Source organism: Flavobacterium sp. TS_SC_5, assembly GCF_056156265.1.
In genome coordinates this window covers 1612325-1637618 of sequence record NZ_CM149588.1, presented here as the reverse complement: position 1 = coordinate 1637618, position 25294 = coordinate 1612325, and the positions used below count along the sequence as shown (strand labels likewise).

Here is a 25294-nt window from a genome sequence, read left to right as displayed (position 1 = left end):
AAAATAAAGCTCAGAACTTTTAATTATTCTGAGCTTTATTTTATGATTTATTATAGTGCCGGTTTCAATTTTAGATACCAAGCATTTCCAGTTTCAGTTCCTTGTACACGAACATATAGATAAGTTGGTGTTATGACCAAAATTTCATATTCTTTTTGAACTGCTCCATAACCAATGAAAGTATCAACACCAGACAGTAATATACTGGTTTGAGTCGAAGTCGAATTATTAGCATTAGCCATTACTACCGGTGCACCCGACGATGCTGGTATAAAACTAAAAGCAGAAGTTCCGCCGCCATAATTATAACATTCTTCACCTCCTGAACCCGGAATACCCGGAAGAGTTGTTAGTGAACCTGTTTTTGTAAATGCACCGTCCGGAGTAGCAACTTGCAAGGAGTATGTTCCCGAAGAAGCAACTTTAGCAAAAGTAAAAGTGGCCGTGTAAAAACAATTTGCAGAAGCTACTTTTTCATTAACACCTCCAGCCCACCATTCAGGTCTGATCGAAGCAACGTTCCAAGGACCTACGCCAATATGCCCTGCTACACTTTTATCTACTATCCACTTTTTTGAAGCATTATTAGTTAATGCAGTAGCAATTTCCGGAGCAACGGTAAAATCACTTCTTACGGTAACTTCTTTAGTAACATTGGTAGAAGATCCACCTTTGCCATAAGCTACAACAGTTATTCTATAGGCGTTTATACCAAGAGAAGTGTATTTTTTAGTGGTCATACCCATTGATAAATGCACCAAATCCAATGGAGTATTGGCGTCATAATCAATTTTATATGAAAGAACATTGTCTCCTGTTACTGAAATTTTTACGTTTCCTGACCCGTCACCATTTGGATGGGTTGCATCTACTCCGACAACCTCAGTATTTATTACAACATTTGCAGGTGCCGATAACTCCCCCAAACTATATTCTTCTTCGTTACAGCTTATAAATGTTAGTGCTACTATGAAAAGCCCTAAAATATATTTGATATTTGTTTTCATATTTTTTTTTAATTAGTTAATCTAATATTGTCTATATAAATTACTTCTCCTAATCCTTTTGATGAATCATTGTATCTAAATACAAGTTGAGTAAATTTGGCATTAGCCGGAATTGCTGCAATTGTACTGAAATCAAAGACTAATTCATGCCAAGAATTGGCTACAGTATTGGCTACTTTTAAAACCGCAACACCATTAGCGGGTTTTCCGCCTACAGCCCATTCTAATTCTAAATTTAGACTTTTACCAACTTCTGTTGTATACATCAATAATTTGATTTTTTTTCCTGTTGCAAAATCTATTGGAGATTCTAAAGGAGAATAGGTTCCGCTCCAGGTTTCTGCTCCGGTAGTTTTTGTGTACATCCAAACAGTTGCGCTAGTGTTTAATCCTGATGGAAAAGGATTTGCCACTACTGCTGTTGAAATTCCGCCAAAAGTTCCGCCAACTCCGTAATTTTGAGTCGCTAATTCATAGGTGATTGGCAACCCGTAAGCATTGTAAATAATTGTTGATGTCGTTTTTTCAGTTTTGGCTACGCCACCGCTTAATGCAACAACTTTTACATTATAAGTTCCGGCTACTGCATAATCATGAGAAACTTCTCCACCAGTAGCTAGTGGCGTACCTACTTCATTAGTAACATCCCCAAAATAAACTAAATACGATTTTGCATAATCTGCTTTGGCTTTTACTTTTAAATTGTGAACGCTTTTATTTAAAGTAACAACTAAGTTTTCAGGTGCTCTATATACAACACCTAACGGGAATGTTTGTTCAGTTGTCGCTCCAGAAATTGATGTCGCAGTGATTTTTACTGTATATTCCCCTTCTGGATAAACATGGGTTGTACTAGCGCCGGGTTTCACTGCAACTGACGATGCGGTTCCGTGACCATATTCTACTTTGAAAGAAACAGCACCATCAGCTGTTGGGGTTATTATTACTTTTCCTGAATTATCAGTGCTAACATCAAATATCTTATTGAGATTAGCAGATGATTCTGTTCCCAAAAGAGCCGTATCGTCGCTAATTCCCTCCACGTTACAACTTATAGCTACAAGCTGTACTAGTATAAAGCTGAAAATTAATTTTATCTTTTTCATAATTTTATCTTTTATTAATTATAGCCTAGGTTTTGTTTTAATTTGGTTCCTTGAAGTTCTCTTATTGGTATAGGGAAAATTTCATCTTTACCGGCAACAAAACCTCTGTTTGATAACTTTGTAGCTGCATCACCCCATCGAACAAGATCGAAAAATCGGTGCCCTTCACCAGCAAGTTCCATTCTTCTTTCATTTTTAATGGCTGCAAGTGTAACCGGAACAGAAGGCAAACCAACTCTTGATCTAACTGCGTCAAGTAATGCTTGAGCCCTTGCTCCTGAGCCTAATGCTTCTGCTTCCATCAAATACGTATCAGCTAATCTAATGATGTACGAATTTTGTCTGTAATTCAATTCTGCGGCTCCACCACCGGTTCTTACATCTTCTTTTCGAGGAAGAAATTTGTTTAAGAAATAACCAGTATCTTGATATCCGCCAATATAATTTGCTTTACCGGCAGCTTTCAGAGCTTTCAAATCTAATATTGTAGCTCCAAATCTTGGATCTAACTTAATCGCATCATATAAATCTTGTGTGATTATACCAAAACTCCATCCTGATGGTAAATCAGGCGCTGTAGAACCTGCTGGTCTTGAATAACTTCTTGGTCCTACCATAACGTTCAAGGAATTCCCTTCGTCTCTTCCAGAACCCCAGAAACCCCAATCCGAATTACCGGCACTGGTATGAGAAACTTCAATAAGTGACTCGGTATTAAACTTATTAGAAACTACCCATAAATCATTAAAATTGGTCAATAATTTATTACCATATTGATTTGTTACTCCCGGCGTACCATTTACTAAGGCTAGAATAGCAGCTGCTTCGACTTTTTTACCTTCTTGTAAATACACTTTTCCAAGCAAAGCTTGTGCAGCACCTTTTGTAAGACGTCCAGATTCCGTATCAGGAGGAACAGTTGTTGGTAAAGTGGCTATTGCATCAATCAAATCTTTCTCTATTTGAGCATAGACGGCTTCTGATGTCGCTTGTTCAACTTCATACATATTAGTAGCTGTCAAAGGATCCAATAACAATGGAACATTCTTAAACAACCTAACCAAGTTGAAATAATACATCGCTCTCAATGCTTTTGATTCTCCTGAAAATCGCGCTTTCACATTATCTGGCATTACAACACCCGGTAATTTCAACAACAAAGTGTTCGCTCTAAAAATACCTTGATAATAATCGTTCCAAAAACTTCCCGGGATAATGGTTGGCGTCAGTGTATGCGTTGAAAAACCTTGGATTCCAGCTCCATCAGTTGGACCACCGCCACCAGCAAAATGATCATCTGAACCAGAATTCATCATCGCAATCATGTTTTCAAAACCACTAGAATTTTTTCTGATTGGATCATAAACTCCCACAAGAGCGGCCGTAGCCTGATCTTGATTTGCATAATAATTTTCTGAAAGAAAAGAACCTTGTGGTTTTACTTCGACAAATTCTTCAGAACAAGAACCGAATGAAACCACAGCTGCTGCAATAAATAAATATTTGAATTGTATCGTTTTCATAATTGTTGATTGTATTAAAATTGTACGTTAGCTCCAAGCATAAATGTTCTTGCTTGTGGATAAATTCCTTTATCTATTCCGAATACACCGCCACCAATTTCAGGATCGTAACCCGTATATTTAGTTATAGTCAATAAGTTCTCGGCAGTTAAATAAAAGCGTACTTTATTTGCCCCAATTTTACTCACTACATTACTGGGCAATGAATATCCAAGTTGAACTAACTTCAATCTAAGGTAATCTCCATCCTCTAAATAAAAATTCGACATTTTTCCGAAATTACCATTGGCATCATCATTAGTAAGCCTAGGATAATCATTTGAAGTCCCTTCACCTGTCCATCTGCTTAAAGCAATTGTTTGATAGTTTGCATTTCCTACATCAAGTCTACGCAAACCTTGGAAAATTTTATTTCCTGCAGCTCCCTGAGCAAATGCCATCAAATCGAAGTTTTTATAATCTAAATTTAATGTCAAACCAAAAGTGTATTTTGGAATATTACTTCCTAAAAATTGTTTGTCATCATCTCCAATTGAACCATTACCATCTGTATCCACCCAACGGAAATCTCCTGGACGTGCACTTGGCTGAATTAACCCACCTGATGAATTTGTATAAGCATTAATTTCTGCTTGGTTTTGAAAAATACCAGCCGTTCTGAATCCGTAAAATGAATTATACGATTGTCCGACTTGCGTTCTTGTCACAGCTCCCATAGATTGAAAAGAAGCATCACCCACTAAATAATTAGAATCTGCTGCCACATAAGTAACTTTATTTTCTAAGTAAGCAACATTTCCATTTACAGAAAAATTAAAATCTCCAAAAGTTTTTTTATACCCTAATTCAACCTCGATTCCTCTATTATCCATATCAGCTACATTTCCAATTGGGCTTGAAGTAACACCAACATAACCTGGTATGTTTATAGGACGTAAAATCCCTTTAGTAGATTTTTTGTACAAGTCTACAGTAAGACTGATGTCATTAAAAAATTTCGATTCGAAACCAACATTTGCTTGAGAAGTTTCCTCCCATCTCAAATCTGGATTGTCAAGTGTAAGGTTAGCATAACCAGTAGTAATTGCTCCTGAGTTACCAAAAGAATAATTATAACCCCCTTCAACTAGAGAAAGATATCTAAAATCCGGTATGGCATCATTTCCAACAACTCCATATCCACCTCGTATTTTAAAGGTATTAAGTACTGTGCTTTCTTTCCAAAAATCTTCTTTGGTCAAAACCCAACCTAAATTAAACGATGGAAATACACCAAATTTATTATTTCCTCCAAAACGACTCGAACCATCGCGACGAATAATCCCTGTAAATAAATATTTTTCTTTGTAATCATAATTCACACGTGAGAATAAAGACGTCAATTTGTGCTCTGTAGCATCATAAGTATAACTACTTCTGTCAGATTGCGGAATATCAAAATTGAAAGATGCGTCGCGGTAATTAGTCACTGGTAAACCAAATAATGTAGCACCAAGACCTCCACCAATATTATCAACATAAGAACCTTGGCCTAATAAAACAGTAACATTATGATTCCCAAACTGGTTATTGTAAGTCAATATATTTTCAATATTCCATGCAAAACTCTTATTTTCATTTTTACTGTAGTTATTTTTAAGCACATTTGAAGTCGCACTCAAATAGAACACTGGCGTAAATCCCTGTCCACCCCAAGTAGACAATTTTGCTCCGAGAGTTGATCTTACTTTGATGTGTTTGGTAATAGCTGCTTCTAAATAAGTATTTCCTACGATATCATCTGCAGTGCTATAACTTCCTAATCTAGTTTTGGCATACGCCAAAGGATTCGTCATTTCTTGACCTACTAAACTCGAAATTCCATAAGGATTTCCATTTGAAGCACGAATGACAGGATTAGTACTGTAAGGTGCATTATTCGCTTTTACAGGGTCTGTTTCTATCAAAGGAGTAGTTGGATCTAAGTTAATTACTGAACTTAACGGCCCCCCAAATTCACTGTTTGTATTTCCAATACCAATTGTTTTTTGTCTAGAAAAACCCAAAGTTTGACCGAAAGTAAATATTTTAGATATTTTATGTGTGGAGTTCAAACGGAAATTCTTTTTAGTAAAGTTTGATATTTCTGTAGAAACAATCCCTTCTTGGTCTTGAAGTCCAAAAGAAGCGTAAAAATTAGAAACATCATTTCCTCCACTAATACTTAACTCATGAGAGTAACGAAAAGCACTATTGTTAAAAATCGCTTTTTGCCAGTCTGTACCAACACCTAAAGTAGATAAGTTAGGAAATATGGCTGGTCCGCCGGCAGCAACTGATTTTTCATTTAACAAAGCGCCATATTGTGTGGCATTCAATAAATTTAAAGTTTTTTCTGGTGCAGAAAAACCTGAAAACCCATTGTAGTTAACAGAAATTTTTCCTGATTTTCCTTTTTTGGTTGTCACCAAAATTACTCCTGTTGCAGCACGCGTACCATAAATTGCAGCAGAAGCAGCATCTTTAAGAACCTCAATCGACTCTATGTCTGATTGATTAAGGAATCCTATTCCACCGCCATCTACGACAACACCGTCAACAACCCAAAGTGGATTATTACCGCCATCGCCAAAAGTAGTTACCCCCCTCACGCGTATTGTAGATGCGGAACCTGGCTGACCTGAACTGGCAGCGATAGTAACACCAGAAACTCTTCCCTGTAAAGCTTGCTCGATACGACCATTTGGTACTTTCTCTAGATCTTTTGCTTTTACACTGGAAATTGCTCCAGTAACAACACTTTTCTTTTGAGTTCCGTAACCTACTACGACAACTTCTTGTAAGCTTTCAGTTGAACGTTTAAGTCTAACATCAACTCGGCTTCTTCCGTTAATAGCTTCTTTTGAGGTGATGTAGCCTAAATAGCTAAACTCTAAAGTACCTTTTGAATCAGCCTTAATTTGATAATTTCCATCAAAATCTGTTGCTACAGCTTTAGATGTTCCTTTAATTAAAATAGAGACTCCAGGGATTGGAAGTCCGTTTTCATCGTATACTTTTCCGTTTACCGTAACATCTTGTGCTTGTGCGTAAACTGAGAATAGAATAGATAAAAGACAAAAAACAAACAGTTTTGTAAATTTCATATTTCTAAAAATTTTGGTTAATTAATTAGTAATTTGAAGCAATAGTAGCACTATTTTTTCTATATTCATTTTAATTATTTACTACAAAAACACATCAAACACTTTTTTATTACTTAACAAAAACACATCAAATAAATTATAAACACTTGCTAATTAACAGTTTAAATATTTTTTATAATTGTTATTTAAATGTTAATTTAAATTAAAACCACTACATTTATAAAATAAATAAATATTGCACTTTATTTATAGAATTAATTAAAATACAACTCAATAGCTGTGCATTTATAAATACTACACATCATCCTTTTACAAACAATTATCAACGCAGTATATACAGGCTCCAATCATGAAATTTTCTAAACTTCACACCCTAATTTTTCTGATTCTATCTTCTTTTGCTACTTATGGCCAAATAAAAAATATTGGTTTACCAGAAATCAGAAATTACAAAAGGACAGATTACAAAGGAGGCACCCAAAACTGGAATATTGACCAAGACAAAAACGGCAATATGTACTTTGCAAATAATAATGGCTTGTTTCAATTTGACGGTTCTACTTGGCGAAAATATACTTTACCGAATTTTTCCGCTATTAGATGTTTAAAAATTGGTGACTCCGGGAAAATATTTGTTGGCGGTTACGATGAATTTGGTTACTTCGAATCCGATTCAAAAGGAAAACTAATTTATTTTTCCATTTCAAAATTGGTAAACCGTGAAAACATTAAAACAATTGACTTCATCTGGAAAATACACATTGAAGGCAATGAAGTTATTTTCCAATCTTTTGCAAGAGCCTATATTTTCAAAAAAAATAATCTCACATTACTTGAAGCACCTGATAGATTCCAATTTTCATTTCAAATTAAAAAACAACTTTATTTTCAGGATGTTTCTAAAGGCATAATGAAATATGAAAACGGACAATTACAACCTTTGAAAGGTTCAACAACATTAAACAATACCGAGATTTGGGGAATGTTTCCTTTGCCTGAAAATAAAATACTCATTACGACTTTAGATAAAGGATTGTATTTGTATGACGGAGAAAAAATGACATCATGGAATACGGAAGCTAATATTTTCATTAAAAAGAATAGTTCTCTGGGCGGAGTCACAATAAAGGATAAGTTCATCGTGCTGAATTCTGTTTTAGACGGTGTTATTATTTGCGATTTAAACGGTAAAATAATTCAACACATCAATCATCAAAAAGGACTTCAAAACAACACGGTTCTTACCTCTTTCATTGACAATAAGAACAATCTATGGCTGGGATTGGACAACGGAATTGCCTTTATAAATGAAAATTCTCCGTTTACCTATTTTGGGTTTAGTTTTGGTTTGAGCACCGTTTACGCCTCTGTTATTTACAAAGGAAATCTTTATGTGGCGACGAATCAGGGTCTTTTCTATCATTCTTGGAACAACACTATAAAAGAAAACAAATTCACACTTGTCGAAGGAACTACTGGACAAGCATGGAACATCCAAGTAATTGATGACCAATTAATATGCGCACACAATAGAGGTGCGTTACTAATACTGGGCGAAAAAGTGGTTAAAACCTTAAACAATAAAGGTCATTTTGGGTTTCAGTCAATCCCAAATCGTCCAAGTTACATAATTGGCTCTAGTTATAACGGTTTTACTGTATTTGAAAAAACGGCAAATAGCTTGGAATATAAAAACCAAATTGATGGTTTTGATAAATCAGCCAACACATTTGAAATAGATGAAAATAATTTATGGCTAAAAAAAGATGAATTAATCTACCAAATGAGAATTACAGAAGATTTAAAAAAAATTCAAATCAATTAAAACACATAAGAATTTATCAAATTCAGTTTCAGGAATTGGAAGTATCCAGCGCATAAAAAACACTATTTACTTTCAGACAAAAAATCGTTTTTATAAATACTCCCAAGAACAAGACTTGTTTTTTGAGGATAAAAAAATGAGCACATTATTTAAGGAAATTCCAAAAATCTATTCCTTATCAGAGGATAATTACGGTAATATTTGGTACCTGTTTAATGAATCATTGGGTGTATTAATGAAAAGCCCGAATGGAAGATATAAAAACAACTTGACTCCATTTTCAAATTTAACGGGTAATTTGGTTAATAATTACTTATCTATAAACACACTAGATCCCGAGAACATATTCATAGGTTTAAATGATGGTTTAGCGCACTATAACACTAAACTATCTAATTATCTAGTTACAAAACCCAAGGCGTTTATCCGGAGTTTTTCCTATCCTGGAGATACTATACTTTTAGGAAATGGAAAAATCAAGATTGAAAAACTTAAAATTCCATACGCTTCAAATCAAGTAAAATTCACATTCTCCTCCCCGACTTATGAAAATCTGGAAAATATAGAATTTTCCTATCAGCTGGAAGGATTTGATGACCGATGGAGCAATTGGTCCACAGCTGCCATAAAAGAATATACTAATCTTAAAGAAGGTGATTACACCATGAAATTGAAGGTTAGAAACAGTTACGGAATCCAATCTGAGGAAACTCTTGCCACTTTTACCGTTTCACCCCCCTTTTACCGGCATTTTTTAGCCTATTTATTTTACGTTTTGATTATTGTTGCTTCAATATTCTTCATTAGAAACAGAATAAAAATAAAAATTCGAAAAAATAAATACTACGAAACTATCGAACAACGAAGATTATACCTAGAAAAAGAATCCAAAATAAGACAAGAACAATATGAATTAGAGAAAGAAATTGAAAAATTAAAAAATGACAAATTGCAAATTAAGATTTTAGCAAAGGATAAAGAATTAGTCAATAACTCGTTGCAAGTAGTTAAGAAGAACAAAATCCTGAACGGAATAATTTATAAATTAAAAGATATCAATGTCGAATCCTTTGATGATTCCACTAAATTCCAATTTACAAAGTTGAACAAAAGCATCACGAAGGAGGTAAATGCAGACAAAAGCTGGAAAGACTTGGAAAAACACATAAAAAATGTCCATTTTGATTTCCTAAAAAGACTAAAAGAAAAGTATCCAACAATATCTCCACGAGAACTGGATTTATCAACTTATTTATTGATGAACATGTCTACTAAAGAAATTGCCGAAATCATGAATATTTCCAGTGGCGGAGTAGAGTTAGCCCGTTACCGATTAAGAAAAAAACTAGAATTAAACAAAAAAGAAAATCTTATAGGATTTCTAATGAGTATTTAATAGAACTAAAAATGCCATCAAAATAAATCGTGATGGCATTTTTTCTAGTTGAATTGTTTCTTAACTACTTTATAAATTCCAAGGTTCGCTCCAACGCCATTCCACGAGATCCTTTAATTAAAATAGTACTATTATCAAATTTCATTTCAGATAAATCATTTGAAAAACTTTCAAAAGTATTGTAAAACCAAAAATTATCCTTCTCAATTTTACTTTCATAAAATGCGGATCCAACAAAATAACACTTTACATTTTCATCCTTTGACAAAATGGCAACAATTGCCTTATGTTCTTGTAAACTTTCGTCACCAAGCTCAAACATGTCCCCTAAAATCATAACCTTATTAGCGTTGTCTAATTGTAGAAAATTCTCAATTGCTACTGACATACTGCTGGGGTTTGCATTATAAGCATCCAGAATAATCTGATTTGTACCTTTTTGCACTAATTGTGATCTGTTATTTTCAGGTATATAACTTTCCAAAGCATCTTTTATTTCACTGTCCGTGACTCCAAAATACTTCCCTATAGTCAGCGCTGCGTTGATGTTATTGGCATTATACAATCCAATTAAATGAGATTTAATGACCGAATCCGAATAGCCGATTGTCACAAACGGATTCGCTTTAATCGAAGTGATATTGACATCAGCATTTGTTTTGTTAATCCCGAAAGAATATGACTTTAGCAACTTTGACTTCTCAACTTGAATTGGGTCTTCCAAATTAATAAAGACAAGTTTATCATTTGCCGAAAGGTATTTATACATTTCGCTTTTGCCTTCAATCACACCCTCAACACCACCAAAACCTTCTAAATGAGCTTTCCCAAAATTAGTAATATACCCATAATCCGGCGTTGCCAATTCACATAGAAATTCAATTTCTTTTTTGTGATTCGCTCCCATTTCAACTATCCCTATTTCAGTTTCTGAAGTAAAAGAAAGCAATGTCAAAGGAACTCCGATATGGTTGTTTAGGTTGCCTACTGTTGCTTTTGTTTTAAATTTTCTTGAAAGCACAGCGTGAATAAGCTCTTTGGTAGTCGTTTTACCGTTGCTTCCCGTAAGCGCAATTATAGGCAATTTTAGATAATCCCGATGGAATTTTGCCAATTCCTGCAGTGCAATCAAACTATCTTCAACTAGTATTGTTCTTTGATCAATACAGTATAATTCATTATCAATTATAACATACGCAGCGCCTTTTTCTAATGCTTCTTTTGCAAAAGTATTAGCATCAAAACGTTCTCCCTTTATGGCTACAAATAAAGAGTTTGTCTCAATTTTACGGGTATCAATCGAAACTGAGCTACATTTTAAAAACAAACTATGAATGTACTTAATATCCATTTGAAATGATTTTAAAAAAAAAAGCCCTAATCAAAGGGCTTTTTTTGTATTATATCTTAAACATTTAATTTCTCGGCGATCTTTTCTTATCAGATTTTGGCCCTACTCTAGACATTGCACATCTAAAACCAATATAATCTGTAGCCATATCTTGTGGAAAATACCTTCTTTGTGCAGGGTCAAGCCAATAAGCTCTATCTCTCCATGAACCACCTTTGTAAACTCTAACCTGATCATTAATCAACGTTGACCTTTTATTTGAAGAATCATATTTACGAACCATTTTCCCTAAACTGTCTGTTGTAACATTATGTTTAGGAGAATTATACATGGACTTTTCATTTTTTGATTTTTCATCATCAGAGTCCGAACCTCCAAAATTATAATATTTACTAGACTGCTTGTCTCCATCCCTGTAATTGATGTTATTACTTTTATCGAAATTTTGTCTCAAATAAGTTTCTTGCTCATCTACTGGAACTTGTGCAATCTCTCCTGGTAAGTTCCTAGCAATGATTCTACCATTACTTAGAGTATCATACTTAATATTATCTTTAGTGACAATTTCAATTTTACCATCTGCACCAATTTTATTTTTAGTATAAAGATTCCCTCTAAAATAATTGAAATCATTTGCTTCATTGTCTACGATAGGTCTGTATACATCCGCAACCCACTCAGCAACGTTTCCAGCCATATCATACAATCCAAAATCATTTGCCGGATACTTTTTGACCTCATTGGTAATATCAGCTCCGTCATCAGACCAACCTGCAATTCCGCCATAATCACCATTTCCTTGCTTAAAATTCGCCAACTGATTCCCTTTATTTTGTCTTTTCCCTGAGCGAGTATAGCCACCAGACCAAGGGTATTTTTTTTGACCTTTATATGAATTATACTCTCTTTGACCTACATCTGCAGCGGCTGCATATTCCCATTCAGCCTCTGTTGGTAATCTATATTCTGGTAAAACTATCCCGGAAGATCTTTGTGCATATACATTTTTTTCTTCAGTAATATTGCCGTCTTTATCCGCTTTTGGAGATTTAGCTTTTTTAGAGCCTCTCCCACCTTTTAATACAATCTCCTCATTTCCTCCAAAAGTACTTGTAGGAGATTTTAAATACGTCTCTGTGCTAAAAGAGCTTTCTGCACTAACTTCTGTGTTTTTAGCATTCTTTTTGAGATACCCATTTTTTTCTAAAACTGCTTCGTTTACACGATCAGTTCTCCATTTACTAAATTCAACTGCTTGAATCCAATTCACACCTACAACAGGATATTCTGCATAAGAAGGATGTCTCAAGTAATTATTAGTCATAGTTTCATTATAACCTAACCTATTTCTCCAAACTAAAGTGTCAGGCGACGCACCTTCGTATATGTTTTTATAATTTTCTTCACTTGGCGGAAACACCATTTTCAACCAATCTAAATATTCTAAATACATAAAATTAGTTACTTCAGTTTCATCCATGTAAAACGACTGAACATGTTGCTGAGTTGGCGCATTATTCCAATCATGCATTACATCATCCTGCACTTTTCCCATTGTAAAAGTTCCACCTTCTACAAAAACCAAACCAGGCCCTGCTTCTTGCTTCTTATTACCCGAACCTGCTTTTTTACCATCAACGTTCCAACCTGTTGCTCTTGATGAATTTTTGGAGCTAGATTTTTTACTGCAACTAGCCAAACCGACAATCAATATAATTGATAAAATCAATCGTACGACCATAATTTTCTTTACTTTCATACTCTTTAGTAGGTAATAATTTTTGAAGCCGCAATATAATAATTATGATTTAATCTGCAACGTCCTTTTTTTAATAAATAATTATAACTCAATTCCATTTTATATTTGTATAAAACAAAACGCAAATTTATAATATTTATTATTTATAATAACGTTAAATGATTTATTTTTACTTAATAATTATTCCTTAAGTTGCACCGAGATTTACAAAACAATGAGAAAAACATTTCTGTTATATTGGACATTACTACCTTTTTTTTCATTTTCTCAAATAAAAGAGGATGTTGTAATTGAATGGTTGGGCACAAAAGAAATGTCATATGGTAATTTCACCATTAATATACCCAAATTTTCAGGTAATAGTTTTCATTATGATGCTTCCAAAAAAAACATCACTTACACCGCTATATTAAAAGATACGCCATATTTTGACGATAATAAAATTCAAATTACTAACGTAATTTTTGAAAATATTGCACTTTCGGATCTAGGCGATTTAGCCTCTGAAAATATCCCAGAAATTATTAATCCTTCGATAACCATTTCTACTTCAAGAGACATAAGAGAGGCTTTCGTCTCACTTTCGCCTATAATCAAGGATGATTTTGGATTCAAACGAATCAAATCTTTTTCATATGAAATTGGCAATAGCAATAATACCTCTAGAATCCAGCAATCTGGAAAAATTGTAAATACCTTTTCAAATTCTGTTTTAGCAACTGGCAATTGGTTTCAATTTTATATCGAAAAATCTGGAGTTTATAAAATATCTAAAAGCTTTCTACAACAACTGGGAATTGACGTAAATGTTATTGACCCTAGAAAAATAAAAATTTATGGAAATGGTGGTCGAATGCTACCATTGTCAAACAATATTTATTATCCGAATGACTTAATTGAAAATGCCATTCAAATCAACGGTGAAAGTGACGGCGTTTTTAACAATGAAGATTATATCCTCTTTTATGGCGAAGGAGTTGACACTTGGAATCAAGAAAGCAGAACGCATTTAAATTTGTATGACAAAAAATCCTATTACTATATTACTGTACAAGGCGCTGATGGAAAAAGAATTGCTCCTTTAGCACAGCCTGCAGGAAACAGCACTTTAACTATAACTTCTTTTGATGATTATCAATTCCACGAACAGGATCTTGTCAATATTGCCCGTTTGGGTCGTCAATGGTTTGGCGAATCATTTGACGTAAAGAATGAGCAGGAATTTGATTTTGTTTTCCCAAATCTAGACAGTTCAGTTCCTGTGAAAATTATGCTGACAGCTGCTTCAGCTGCATTTACGCCAACCTCTTTCAATGTAACAGCAAACGGAAATGCCGCAGGAACCATTTCATTCCCTGCATTAAGCAACAATTCTGGAACTGAGTTTATCGTTGGTTTTTTGCCAAACAATACTGCTTTCAACGGGACAGAAAACATCAAAATAAAATTAAAATACAACAACAATGGCGTTCCAGGCTCCAAAGGTTTTCTCGACAATATAAGGCTTACCGCCAAAAGAAAACTTTTAGGCTACGGAAAACAATTTCATTTTCAATACGATCAATCCGTTTCTAATCTTGCAATTGTAAATTATGAAATTTCAAATGCTACAGGAATTTCTCAAATTTGGGATGTTACCGATATTTATGCTATTAGCAAAATCGAAAATACGAGTCAAAGTTCCCTAAGTTTCAAAGCAAATTTGGGTGAACTGAGAAAATACATCGCATTAGATCCAGCTGATTATTACACCCCATTAAAAGACAGCAAATCAAAAATTGTGAATCAAAACCTAAAAGGCTCACTTTTTAAAAATAGCCAAGGTCAGTTTCAAGATATTGATTACGTAATTATTTCACCCTCGTTTCTAGTTTCACAAGCGGAAAAACTAGCCCGTTTTCATCGTACGTATTCTAATTTAAATGTAAAAGTTATTCCATTAGAATTGATCTACCAAGAATTTTCTTCTGGAAAACAAGATGTTGCCGCCATAAGAAACTGCATTAAATACATTTATGAAAATGCTTCGACACCGGATAAAAGACTAAAATTCATCAATCTTTTTGGAGATGCCTCCTACGATTTTAAAAACCGAATCATAAATAACACGAATGTTGTTCCTATTTACCATTCTTTAAACAGCAACACGATTGGAGAATCCTCTTTTGCATCTGATGATTTTTTTGGATTAATGGACCCATCGGAAGGAAATGTCACTTCTTTTTTTGGCGGAATCGACATTGCAGTAGGAAGAATGCTTGTCAATGACACTAAACAGGCTGATGAAATGGTAAATAAAGTTATTGAATATCATGATTTAAAATCTTACGGCAACTGGAGAAATAATTTCGTTCTTATTTCTGATGATTCTGACATCCCTGCAGATGCCAGTTTGCAAAACAGACAAAATAGCCTTGCGAATACAATAGCTTTAGAGAAACCTTTCTTGAATGTGAATAAAATTTTATTAGACTCTTATGCTCAAGAAGCCTCAGCGGGGGGTTCCAGATATCCAAAAGCGAGAACAGATTTTTTTAATGCTTTCGAAAAAGGGGCTTTAGTATTTAATTATTTGGGACATGGTGGTGAAGACGGTCTATCAGCAGAAAGGATTTGGGAAAAATCAGACGGACAAAACTTGAGTAATCAATTCAAATATCCTTTATTTATAACTATTACATGCGAATTCTCTAGGTTCGACAATCCGTTTAGACCTACGGCAGGAGAATATACCTATTGGAATCCAAAAGGCGGAGCAATTGCAATGATTACCACAATACGCTCTATTGGCCAGTTTAGCGCCGAAAACTTCAACGATGCTTTGACAAAAAACTTACTATCATTCGGTTCAAACCAATACACATCAATTGCAGAAGCCCTGAGAATTTCAAAAAACAGCAATCCAAATTCTGCAACCAATGTAGTTTTTTACATTGGCGACCCAGCCATAATGCTCGCAGTAGCCAAACCAAAAATCAGATTGACAAAAGTAAACGACATATCCGTCACCCAAACCATAGATGACTTCAAATCATTGGCAAAAATGAAACTTACAGGAGAAGTTACGGATGAAAACAACAATCCATTGACAAATTACAACGGAGAAGTTTCTACCACTATTTTTGACAAAACAGTCTCAAGAGTAACCTATAATAATGACGGAAATAGTCCACCTATTAATTTTAATGTTTTAGGAGAAACAATTTTCAGAGGAAATGCATCTGTTACTAATGGGCAATTTGAATTTAGTTTTGTTGTACCAAGAGACATCAGAATTCCATTGGCAAATGGAAGAATCAGTTTTTATGCTAAAAAAAATGAAGTATTACAAAATGAAACCGGATACGATTCGAATATAAAAATAGGCGGAATAAACGAAAACGCAATAACAGACAATATTAGTCCAAGAGTTAAGTTATATATGAACGATGAGACTTTTGTTTCCGGAGGTATAACAAATGAATCTCCCTTTCTGGTTGCACATCTCGAAGATGAAAACGGAATCAATACAGCCAGCGGAATAGGTCATGACATTGTTGCGATTTTAGATGGAGATGTGAGCAATCCTTTTGTTTTAAATGATTATTACCAAACAAATCTGGATGATTTTACAAGTGGAACACTTCGATTTCCGTTGCGCAATTTAGCACCTGGCTTGCACACTATAACATTCAAAGCATGGGATGTGTACAACAATCCTATAACAGCGGAAATACAATTTATTGTAGTGGGCGATGAAACAATAACATTGACACATGTGTTGAACTATCCTAATCCGTTCGTAAATTATACTGAGTTTTGGTTTACACACAACAGACCTTACGAGCCGCTCGAAGTTCAGGTTCAAGTTATGACAATAACTGGTAAAATAGTTTGGACAAAAAACCAAATCATAACAACGGAAGGCTTTTTATCTAAAGAAATAACTTGGGATGGTAAAGATGATTTTGGTGACCGAATAGGAAAAGGGGTTTATGTGTACAAGCTCACAGTAAAATCAAGCTTGACAAATAAGAAATCTGAAAAATTTGAAAAACTTGTAATACTTTAATATTATACTATATTTGTTTAATAAATATTTGCATCAAAATGAGAAAAATAATACCACTTTTTATCCTTTTAATTATAGCATCTTCTGCTAACGCACAAGATCGAGTTATAAATCCAGGAGTTCCTTTTTTATTAGTCACTGCTGATGCAAGAGCAGCAGGTATGGGTGACATTGGTGTTGCAACTTCTGCCGATGCTTTTTCTCAACAATGGAATCCAGCAAAATATGCTTTTGCAACTGATGCACAAGGATTTTCCATCAGCTACACGCCATACCTTACTGATTTAGTAAATGACATTTCATTAGGACAATTAACCTATTATAATCGAATTAATGAGAAAAGCGCCTTTGCTGGAAGTCTTCGCTATTTTGGTTTAGGTGAAATTGAATTACGCGAAAATGCAAATGATGAACCTAGATTAGTTTCTCCAAATGAATTTGCCATAGACGGATCATATTCGTTAAAATTGAGCGAAAAATTTTCGATGGCTGTTGCGGGACGTTTCATTAATTCCAATCTAAAAGTAGCATCAGACAATAACGATGCCTCATCAGCAAGTACATTTGCGGTTGATGTAGCCGGTTTTTACCAATCTGAAGAAATAGCGTATAACGAATTCAACGGAAGATGGAGAGCGGGGTTTAACATTCAAAATTTAGGTCCAAAAATTAGTTATGACAATGATGATTTTAACAATAATTTCATTCCTGCCAATTTAAAAATAGGAACAGGTTTTGATTTTATTTTAGACGACTACAATAAGGTTGCTGTTAATGTTGAATTTAATAAATTATTGGTTCCAACACCACAAGATCCAGATTTAAACGGCGACGGAACTGTAACCTCCGAAGAGCGCAATCAAAATAATGACAATTACCGTTCCATAGGCTGGACATCTGGTGTTTTTAAATCTTTTGGAGATGCTCCTGATGGTTTTGGTGAAGAGATAAAAGAAGTTACGTATGCTGTAGGTGCCGAATATTTGTATCAAGATTCCTTTGCAATGCGTCTGGGTTACTTTCACGAAAGTCCTATAAAAGGCGCTCGACAATTTTTCTCACTTGGAGCAGGTTTTAAATACAATGTAGTTAAAGTAGATGTTTCTTACTTATTCTCAGCATCTAAAGTAAAAAACCCGCTAGAGAACACCCTTCGCTTTTCACTCACCTTCAATTTTGGTGAGAAATATGACGAATATTAAACTTAAATTAATTCATAAATAACGATCCAAATTTCAATCCCGATACTTCGGAGATGAAATTTGGATTTTTTTTCCTAAAAAAAGCATGAAAGAAATAACAATTACCACACAATTTAAAGTATTCGAATCCCTTCAGGAATTGCCAAATGACATTCAGGATCTAATGACACAAGCCGTTGAAGTACGAAAAAACGCGTATGCACCTTATTCCAAATTCAGAGTTGGTGTTGCAATTTTTTTAGACAACGGCAAAATTGTACTTGGTTCCAACCAAGAAAATGCAGCTTATCCTTCCGGACTTTGTGCGGAACGTGTCTCTATTTTTTATGCCGGAGCAGTTTACCCGGAAGCTAAAATTTTAAAAATGGCAATTACAGCTGCTTCTGACTCTAATCAAACCACAGCTCCAATTCCCCCTTGTGGATCTTGCAGACAATCAATCGCAGAATATGAAATCAGACAAGAGACCCCAATAGAAATCTATTTCATGGGCGAAATTGGCGCAATTTATAAATCGGAATCACTGAAAAATTTACTTCCATTTATGTTCGATAAAAAATTCTTGTAAAAAATCCAAAAATTGCCTATTAAATTTTAGTTCTTACTTGGAATGTCTTATTTTTGCATTTCGCAAATTTGTGGGAGGAAACTATTTTGCGTTATAGGTACAGATTGATGATACAATAACACTTTAGCAAAAGAAAAATTCAGATGAAAGAAGTTACAAAAGAAGTATATTTAAAGTGGTATGAGGATATGCTGCTTTGGAGAAAGTTTGAGGACAAACTTGCGGCATTATACATCCAACAAAAAGTTAGAGGTTTTCTACATTTATACAATGGTCAAGAAGCAGTATTAGCTGGTGCATTGCACGCTATGGACTTGACAAAAGATAAAATGATTACTGCTTACAGAAATCACGTTCAGCCAATAGGTATGGGAGTTGATCCTAGACGTGTGATGGCAGAACTTTTAGGAAAAGTTACCGGAACTTCAAAAGGTATGGGTGGTTCCATGCATATCTTTTCAAAAGAGCACCGTTTTTATGGTGGTCACGGAATTGTAGGAGGGCAAATTCCTGTAGGTGCAGGATTAGCTTTTGCAGACAAATATTTTGAAACCGGTGGTGTTACTATGACCTATTTTGGTGATGGTGCTGCACGTCAAGGGTCTTTACACGAAGCTTTTAACATGGCTATGCTATGGAAACTTCCAGTTGTATTTATTGTTGAAAACAATGGATATGCCATGGGAACTTCTGTAGAAAGAACAGCCAATCATACCGATATCTGGAAATTAGGTTTAGGATACGAAATGCCTTGCGGACCTGTAGATGGAATGAACCCTGTAAAAGTTGCTGAAGCAATGACCGAAGCAATAGACAGAGCACGTCGTGGAGATGGGCCAACTTTCTTGGAAATGAAAACATACCGTTATAGAGGTCATTCTATGTCGGATGCACAATTATACCGTTCGAAAGATGAAGTAGAGGAATACAAAAAAATTGATCCAATTACTCAAGTTTTAGATGTAATTAAAGATCAAAAATATGCTACAGAAGAAGAAATCGAAGCAATTGATCAAAGAGTAAAAGATTTAGTGGAAGAATGTGTAACATTTGCTGAAGAATCTGAATACCCACCCATTCAACAACTGTATGACGTGGTCTACGAACAAGAAAACTATCCATTTATACCTCATAAACTATAAATCAATTATGGCAACAATAATTACAATGCCTCGTTTGAGCGATACGATGACGGAAGGAACGGTAGCGACTTGGCTAAAAAAAGTTGGTGATAAAGTAAGCGAAGGTGATATCCTTGCAGAAATTGAAACTGACAAAGCAACAATGGAATTTGAATCTTTTAACGAAGGGACGCTTTTGCATATAGGAATACCAGAAGGTGAAACTGCACCAGTAGATTCATTATTAGCAATTATAGGAAAAGAAGGCGAAGATATTTCAGCTTTAATAGCTGCAAAACCAACAGACGCAGCTCCAGTAAAAGAAGAAACAAAAGTTACTGAGGAAACAAAAGTTACTGAAAAAACAGCTTCTACTCCTGAAGCTACAAAATCCGCTGCACCTGCAGCAACTTCACTTCCAAAAGGAGTTGTAGTTATCACCATGCCTCGCTTGAGCGATACTATGACCGAAGGTACTGTAGCAACTTGGTTAAAAAAAGTAGGTGACACTGTTGCTGAAGGCGACATTCTTGCTGAAATTGAAACTGATAAAGCAACAATGGAATTCGAATCTTTCAATGAAGGAACTCTATTATTCATAGGAATCGAAGAAGGCAATACTGCACCTGTTGATAGCCTTTTGGCAATCATTGGACCAGCAGGAACTGACATTAGTGGAATTGCTGAAAACTATAAAACTGGCGGAGCGCCACAAGCAGCTCCTGCAATGGCAGAAGAAAAAGAAGTTGCTTCAACAGAAAAAGCTTCGGAGCCAATCGTTCAAGAACCATCAACGGACGGTCAAAGAATTTTAGCATCACCATTAGCAAAGAAAATTGCAAGTGACAAAGGAATTCAATTGACACAAGTAAAAGGTTCTGGTGAAAACGGACGTATTGTAAAAAGCGATATCGAAAACTTTACGCCACAAACTGCAGCTGCTACGGCACCGACAACTGAAACTGCAGCAACAGAAACTGTAGCTGCCGCAAAACCATTTATTCCAGCAGGAGAAGTTGTCACAGAAGAAATCAAGAATTCGCAAATGCGAAAAATCATAGCGAAGCGTTTAGCAGAATCTTTATTCACAGCTCCACATTACAATTTAGTAATTGAGGTAGCAATGGATGAGGCTATGAAATCTAGAACTATCATCAACAGCGTTCCTGACACAAAAGTATCGTTTAACGATATGGTGATAAAAGCGTGCGCAATGGCTTTGAAAAAACACCCAAAAGTGAATTCACAATGGAGAGAAGATTCGATTCTTATCAATCACCATGTGAACATAGGAGTTGCTGTAGCTGTTGAAGACGGATTAGTAGTTCCAGTATTACGTTTTACAGATGCTATGAGTTTATCTCAAATTGGCGGAAGTGTAAGAGATCTTGCAGGAAGAGCTAAAAACAAAAAATTATTACCTACCGAAATGGAAGGCAGTACTTTTACAGTTTCGAATCTTGGAATGTTTGGTATTACTGAATTCAATTCTATCATCAACCAACCAAATTCTGCTATCTTATCCGTAGGAGCTATTGTAGAAAAACCAGTGGTAAAAAATGGCCAAATTGTTGTAGGAAATACTATGATGTTATCTTTAGCTTGCGACCACAGAACAATTGATGGCGCAACAGGAGCTCAATTTTTACAAACATTAAAACAATTTATAGAAAACCCAGTTACGATGCTTGCGTAATAACTCGGTTTTTAAAATAGTAATCCCGTCTTGTTTCTAAAACTTGACGGGATTTTTTATTTATTTTTCTCCTCAATCCAGCGCGACATATATTTCGTGCTTTTTAAAGTATGGTGTTGTAACATGGAACCCATAAAATTATTCAATCGATGCTGCGGTAAATTAGAGCTTAAAAATTCTATTTTAGTTCTAAAGTCAGTTTCGAACAAACCTTTAGAATATCGTTGATTGATAATTTTCAATCCATTTTTCTGGGCTTTATGCCAAATTGTTTTGTCTTGATACAATTGTACTGCCGCATCGACAAAATCAGCTACATCATCCGTAATAAAACCATTCCAAGGCAAATCCCCGTGCATGGATTCTGAACCAATAGTAGTTGTTACGCTTGGTGTCCCACATTGCATCGCTTCTAATAACTTCCCTTTAATACCTGCACCAAAACGCAAAGGAGCTAAAACCACTCGCGCTTCCTGAACTACTTCTTTAGCATCGATAGCTCGTCCCATGATTAAAAAGGCTTCCTTCTTGTTATGTAATTGCATTACTTTTTGTGAAGGATAAGCGCCATAAACATTCAAAACAGCTTCAGGCAGACTTATTTTAATTAAAGGCCAAATTGTATCTTTCAAATATTGAACCGCATTCCAATTAGGCTCATGAAGAAAATTTCCGATAAAAACAAAATCTCTTCTTTCTTCAAAAACAGGTAATTCCTGAATTTCGGCAGCGTCAATTGGCTTTAATAAAAAAGGTAGATAATATAATATAGAAATATCTATTTTAAATGTAGATTCTAATAATTCCATCTCAAATTCGGAAATCATCAGAGACAAATCACAACGTAAAATACTGGCGATTTCCCGTTTGGAAACCTCTTCAACAAATAAATCGGTTGAAATAAAAGAATGGTTTTCTTTGAATGCTTTCTGACGAGCCAAACGCAAACAATGCAAATCTTCAGTATCTAACAATCGTAACGCATTCGGACAATTTTCGGAAACACGCCAACCAAATTGTTCCTCCATCATAAAACGGTCAAACAAAACCACATCCGGATTCAGTTCTTTTATAAAAACATCAAAACTGGAATTGTTCAGTTCAATTGATTTTTTATCCACTTCATATTCTTGCAAATCAACCATGAAATCACTGTCTTGCGCTGGACTAGCAAACGAAATACTAAAACCTTGCGCTTTGAAAAGTGAAATCAGTTGCATCATCCTACCTCCTGCTGCGGACGAATTTGGCTCCGGCCAAACAAAACCAATAATTAAAAGCTTTTGAACCTGATTCATATTATTATAAATTTCAATTGCAAAATAATGCTATTTTGTGTTCAATCCGGTCATTTGAACCAAAAATAGATTAGAAAACACTAATTTTGTAGCAAATAAATTTCATCATCATGTTAGGATTAAAATTAGCCACAGACCCGCGTTGGGTAAATATAGTTGAATCAAATATAGAAGAAATCCTGACGGATCACGCTTGGTGCGAGCAAAAGGCAGCTTCCAATGCGATAAGTTTAGTTACTTATAATTCCGAATTAGAAGAATTAGTAACCGAAATGCTGATTATTGCAAAAGAAGAATTAGATCATTTGCAATTGGTTCATAATTTAATAAAAAGCAAAGGACTAACTTTAGGCAGAGAAAGGAAAGATCATTATGTAAATGAACTTTTTAAATTCATGAAAAAAGATGGCAGCCGAAAAGATGCACTTTGTGACCGATTGTTGTTTTCGGCAATGATTGAAGCCAGAAGTTGTGAACGATTCAAAGTTTTATCAGAAAACATAAAAGATGTTGAACTGGCTACTTTTTACAGAGATCTGATGATTTCTGAGGCGGGCCATTACACCACTTTTTTGGGTTTCGCACGAAAATACGCTGACAATATTAACGTGGACAAACGCTGGAAAGAATGGATCGAATTTGAAACCTCGATTATCACAAACTATGGTAAACAAGAAACTATCCACGGTTAAGTAAAAGCAGGTATTATTTTATGTATTCCACAATAATCTATTTATAAAAACACTGATTTTTGTACCTAATTTTTGGATTTTCATAATTCTTAAAGGTTTATGTCAAGTCCTGAAAAAGTGATACAGGATTAATAATAAGTAAAAGCAAAGTTTTTGAACAGTAGTAAGCATCTATTTGATACTGTTTTTGCTTTATAGGTTCTCATTTTAATTTGATTTTTTTCATGCATTTTATTGGTAATAAGCATAATAATTTTAAATAATGTGGCCGTTGCGTATTTTGAATATCAATCGATTCGTTGATAATTTATTTCATAACTTGTAAATCATGATTGTATTTATCATTCATAAACTCTTGTTTTAATATACGTTTATTCTTTTCGAACGGCATTTTCAAAAGGTTCAGAATTTTGAGTCATACTAATAAGTATTCCGTTTTTATTTAAAATACTTTGAAAGTCATTAGCACAATACTGCAATCCAGTATCAGAGTGACATTTAATGGATTTTTTTTCTTAGTTTAATGCCATTTTAGAGCAACAATACTGCTTTCGACAATCATATTATCAGCAACATTATACCCCATAAGCTTTTTAGAATAGGTATCTGTTACAATACCAAGATAGCAAGCTTTTCTCTTTTCCAATATAAATTATGTCGGAGAACCAAACTTGCTCAGGCCTGTTACTATCTAATCTAATAATTTGATTTTGATGTTTTCTAAATCGTTGATAAAAATTAGGATTCATATGGTAAGACCGTTTTGGCTGAATTAATAAATGATTAGCTCTGAGAATATCGAATAACTTATCCCTTCCAATCTTCATCAATTGAAGTTCTTCCACTAAAATATGCTAACTTTTTTGAGTTCTAACCCTAGGCATCGATTTCTTTACATCAAGATCCGTAGAAATTACTTTGGTAGCTTTAGCTTGTTGACTGACTTTTCTTTTAATTTTTCGATAATAAACCTGTCTGTTTACCCCGAACAAATAACAGGCAAACATTAATGTTTGTTGTTCTTTTTGTCTAAAATGATTCCTTTTTTATCTGCAGCAAAAGCTTATTGTTCCAAAAATGACTTCTCCTTCTCAAGAGGTTTTCCCTTGGATCCAAGCTCCATTTTCTTTTGTTCTTGTGATTTCGGTACGGTAGAAGGGATTTGGTTTTCCCACTGAAGATACCAAATATCGTAACAGTTCTACAACACTTTTATACATTCAATACCAAACTTCTTAATAGCTTGAGTAGCTAAAAGCTGTACTATTTATATTTCCTGACCAATTGCAACTTAAAAGACATAAAGTAGTCCTTCTGAGTACGCTATACATATTTAATATTTTCTTCCATAACAATCTGTTTTGTGTATCGCTATTTCTAGACGAGAAATAATAAAACAAAAAAAATCCTCATCAAATGAATGATGAGGATTCTTCAAAGAAAGGCGACGACATACTCTCCCACATAACTGCAGTACCATCTGCGCAGGCGGGCTTAACTACTCTGTTCGGGATGGGAAGAGGTGAGCCCCGCCGCAATAACCACCTTAAGAGGTTATAATTGCTTTGGGCAAT

The 25294-nt window shown here is 34.7% G+C and carries 15 protein-coding genes and 1 rRNA gene; 8 read left to right on the top strand and 8 right to left on the bottom strand.

Annotated elements, in window-relative coordinates:
- Positions 1 to 50 precede the first annotated feature (50 nt).
- Genes AC0J6S_RS07105 through AC0J6S_RS07090 form a run of 4 tightly spaced genes read right to left on the bottom strand, consistent with a single transcriptional unit; the run spans position 51 to position 6761 of the window.
- Positions 51 to 1007, bottom strand: a complete 957-nt coding sequence (locus AC0J6S_RS07105; RefSeq protein WP_474956071.1) for a hypothetical protein — start codon at positions 1005 to 1007, stop codon at positions 51 to 53.
- Positions 1008 to 1015: 8 nt separating this feature from the next.
- Positions 1016 to 2113, bottom strand: a complete 1098-nt coding sequence (locus AC0J6S_RS07100; RefSeq protein ID WP_474956070.1) for a hypothetical protein — start codon at positions 2111 to 2113, stop codon at positions 1016 to 1018.
- Between the two features lie 14 nt (positions 2114 to 2127).
- Positions 2128 to 3636, bottom strand: coding sequence for a RagB/SusD family nutrient uptake outer membrane protein (locus tag AC0J6S_RS07095; RefSeq protein ID WP_474956069.1), 1509 nt, complete (start codon positions 3634 to 3636; stop codon positions 2128 to 2130).
- 14 nt (positions 3637 to 3650) lie between these two features.
- Positions 3651 to 6761 carry a SusC/RagA family TonB-linked outer membrane protein gene (locus AC0J6S_RS07090; RefSeq protein WP_474956068.1) on the bottom strand — a complete coding sequence of 1037 codons (3111 nt, stop codon included), beginning with the start codon at positions 6759 to 6761 and terminating at the stop codon, positions 3651 to 3653.
- 349 nt (positions 6762 to 7110) lie between these two features.
- On the opposite strand from AC0J6S_RS07090, the gene AC0J6S_RS07085 reads away from it, so the two are divergent.
- The gene (locus tag AC0J6S_RS07085) at positions 7111 to 8586 is read left to right on the top strand and encodes a ligand-binding sensor domain-containing protein (protein ID WP_474956067.1); all 1476 of its coding nucleotides are present in this window, start codon (positions 7111 to 7113) and stop codon (positions 8584 to 8586) included.
- A 136-nt stretch (positions 8587 to 8722) separates the two neighbouring features.
- Positions 8723 to 9982: a triple tyrosine motif-containing protein gene (locus AC0J6S_RS07080; RefSeq protein ID WP_474956066.1), complete on the top strand. Its 1260-nt coding sequence runs from the start codon at positions 8723 to 8725 to the stop codon at positions 9980 to 9982.
- Between the two features lie 64 nt (positions 9983 to 10046).
- On the opposite strand, the gene AC0J6S_RS07075 is transcribed toward AC0J6S_RS07080, so the two are convergent.
- Both AC0J6S_RS07075 and gldJ read right to left on the bottom strand, forming a co-directional pair.
- A complete protein-coding gene (locus AC0J6S_RS07075) occupies positions 10047 to 11333 on the bottom strand; it encodes a UDP-N-acetylmuramoyl-tripeptide--D-alanyl-D-alanine ligase (protein ID WP_474956065.1) in 1287 nt (428 codons plus the stop codon).
- Between the two features lie 64 nt (positions 11334 to 11397).
- Positions 11398 to 13092, bottom strand: coding sequence for a gliding motility lipoprotein GldJ (gldJ, locus tag AC0J6S_RS07070; RefSeq protein ID WP_474956064.1), 1695 nt, complete (start codon positions 13090 to 13092; stop codon positions 11398 to 11400).
- Positions 13093 to 13306: 214 nt separating this feature from the next.
- Here gldJ and porU point away from each other — a divergent pair, with 214 nt between their 5' ends.
- The 5 genes from porU (at position 13307) to AC0J6S_RS07045 (ending at position 21730) form a co-directional block, all read left to right on the top strand.
- A complete protein-coding gene (porU, locus tag AC0J6S_RS07065) occupies positions 13307 to 17143 on the top strand; it encodes a type IX secretion system sortase PorU (RefSeq protein WP_474956063.1) in 3837 nt (1278 codons plus the stop codon).
- A gap of 38 nt (positions 17144 to 17181) precedes the next feature.
- Positions 17182 to 18345, top strand: a complete 1164-nt coding sequence (gene porV, locus AC0J6S_RS07060; protein ID WP_474956062.1) for a type IX secretion system outer membrane channel protein PorV — start codon at positions 17182 to 17184, stop codon at positions 18343 to 18345.
- Between the two features lie 85 nt (positions 18346 to 18430).
- Positions 18431 to 18913 (top strand): cytidine deaminase, encoded by a 483-nt coding sequence (locus tag AC0J6S_RS07055; protein ID WP_474956061.1) that lies wholly within the window; start codon positions 18431 to 18433, stop codon positions 18911 to 18913.
- Positions 18914 to 19056: 143 nt separating this feature from the next.
- Positions 19057 to 20055: a pyruvate dehydrogenase (acetyl-transferring) E1 component subunit alpha gene (gene pdhA / locus AC0J6S_RS07050; RefSeq protein WP_474956060.1), complete on the top strand. Its 999-nt coding sequence runs from the start codon at positions 19057 to 19059 to the stop codon at positions 20053 to 20055.
- A gap of 7 nt (positions 20056 to 20062) precedes the next feature.
- Positions 20063 to 21730, top strand: a complete 1668-nt coding sequence (locus AC0J6S_RS07045) for a dihydrolipoamide acetyltransferase family protein (protein WP_474956059.1) — start codon at positions 20063 to 20065, stop codon at positions 21728 to 21730.
- Positions 21731 to 21786: 56 nt separating this feature from the next.
- On the opposite strand, the gene AC0J6S_RS07040 is transcribed toward AC0J6S_RS07045, so the two are convergent.
- Positions 21787 to 23028, bottom strand: coding sequence for a glycosyltransferase (locus AC0J6S_RS07040; protein WP_474956058.1), 1242 nt, complete (start codon positions 23026 to 23028; stop codon positions 21787 to 21789).
- Positions 23029 to 23138: 110 nt separating this feature from the next.
- Between AC0J6S_RS07040 and AC0J6S_RS07035 the strand changes: the two genes are divergently transcribed.
- Positions 23139 to 23720, top strand: a complete 582-nt coding sequence (locus AC0J6S_RS07035; protein ID WP_091203735.1) for a MiaE family protein — start codon at positions 23139 to 23141, stop codon at positions 23718 to 23720.
- A gap of 1439 nt (positions 23721 to 25159) precedes the next feature.
- Here the strand turns inward: AC0J6S_RS07035 and rrf are convergent.
- Positions 25160 to 25269, bottom strand: a 5S ribosomal RNA gene (gene rrf, locus AC0J6S_RS07030).
- Positions 25270 to 25294: the final 25 nt, after the last annotated feature.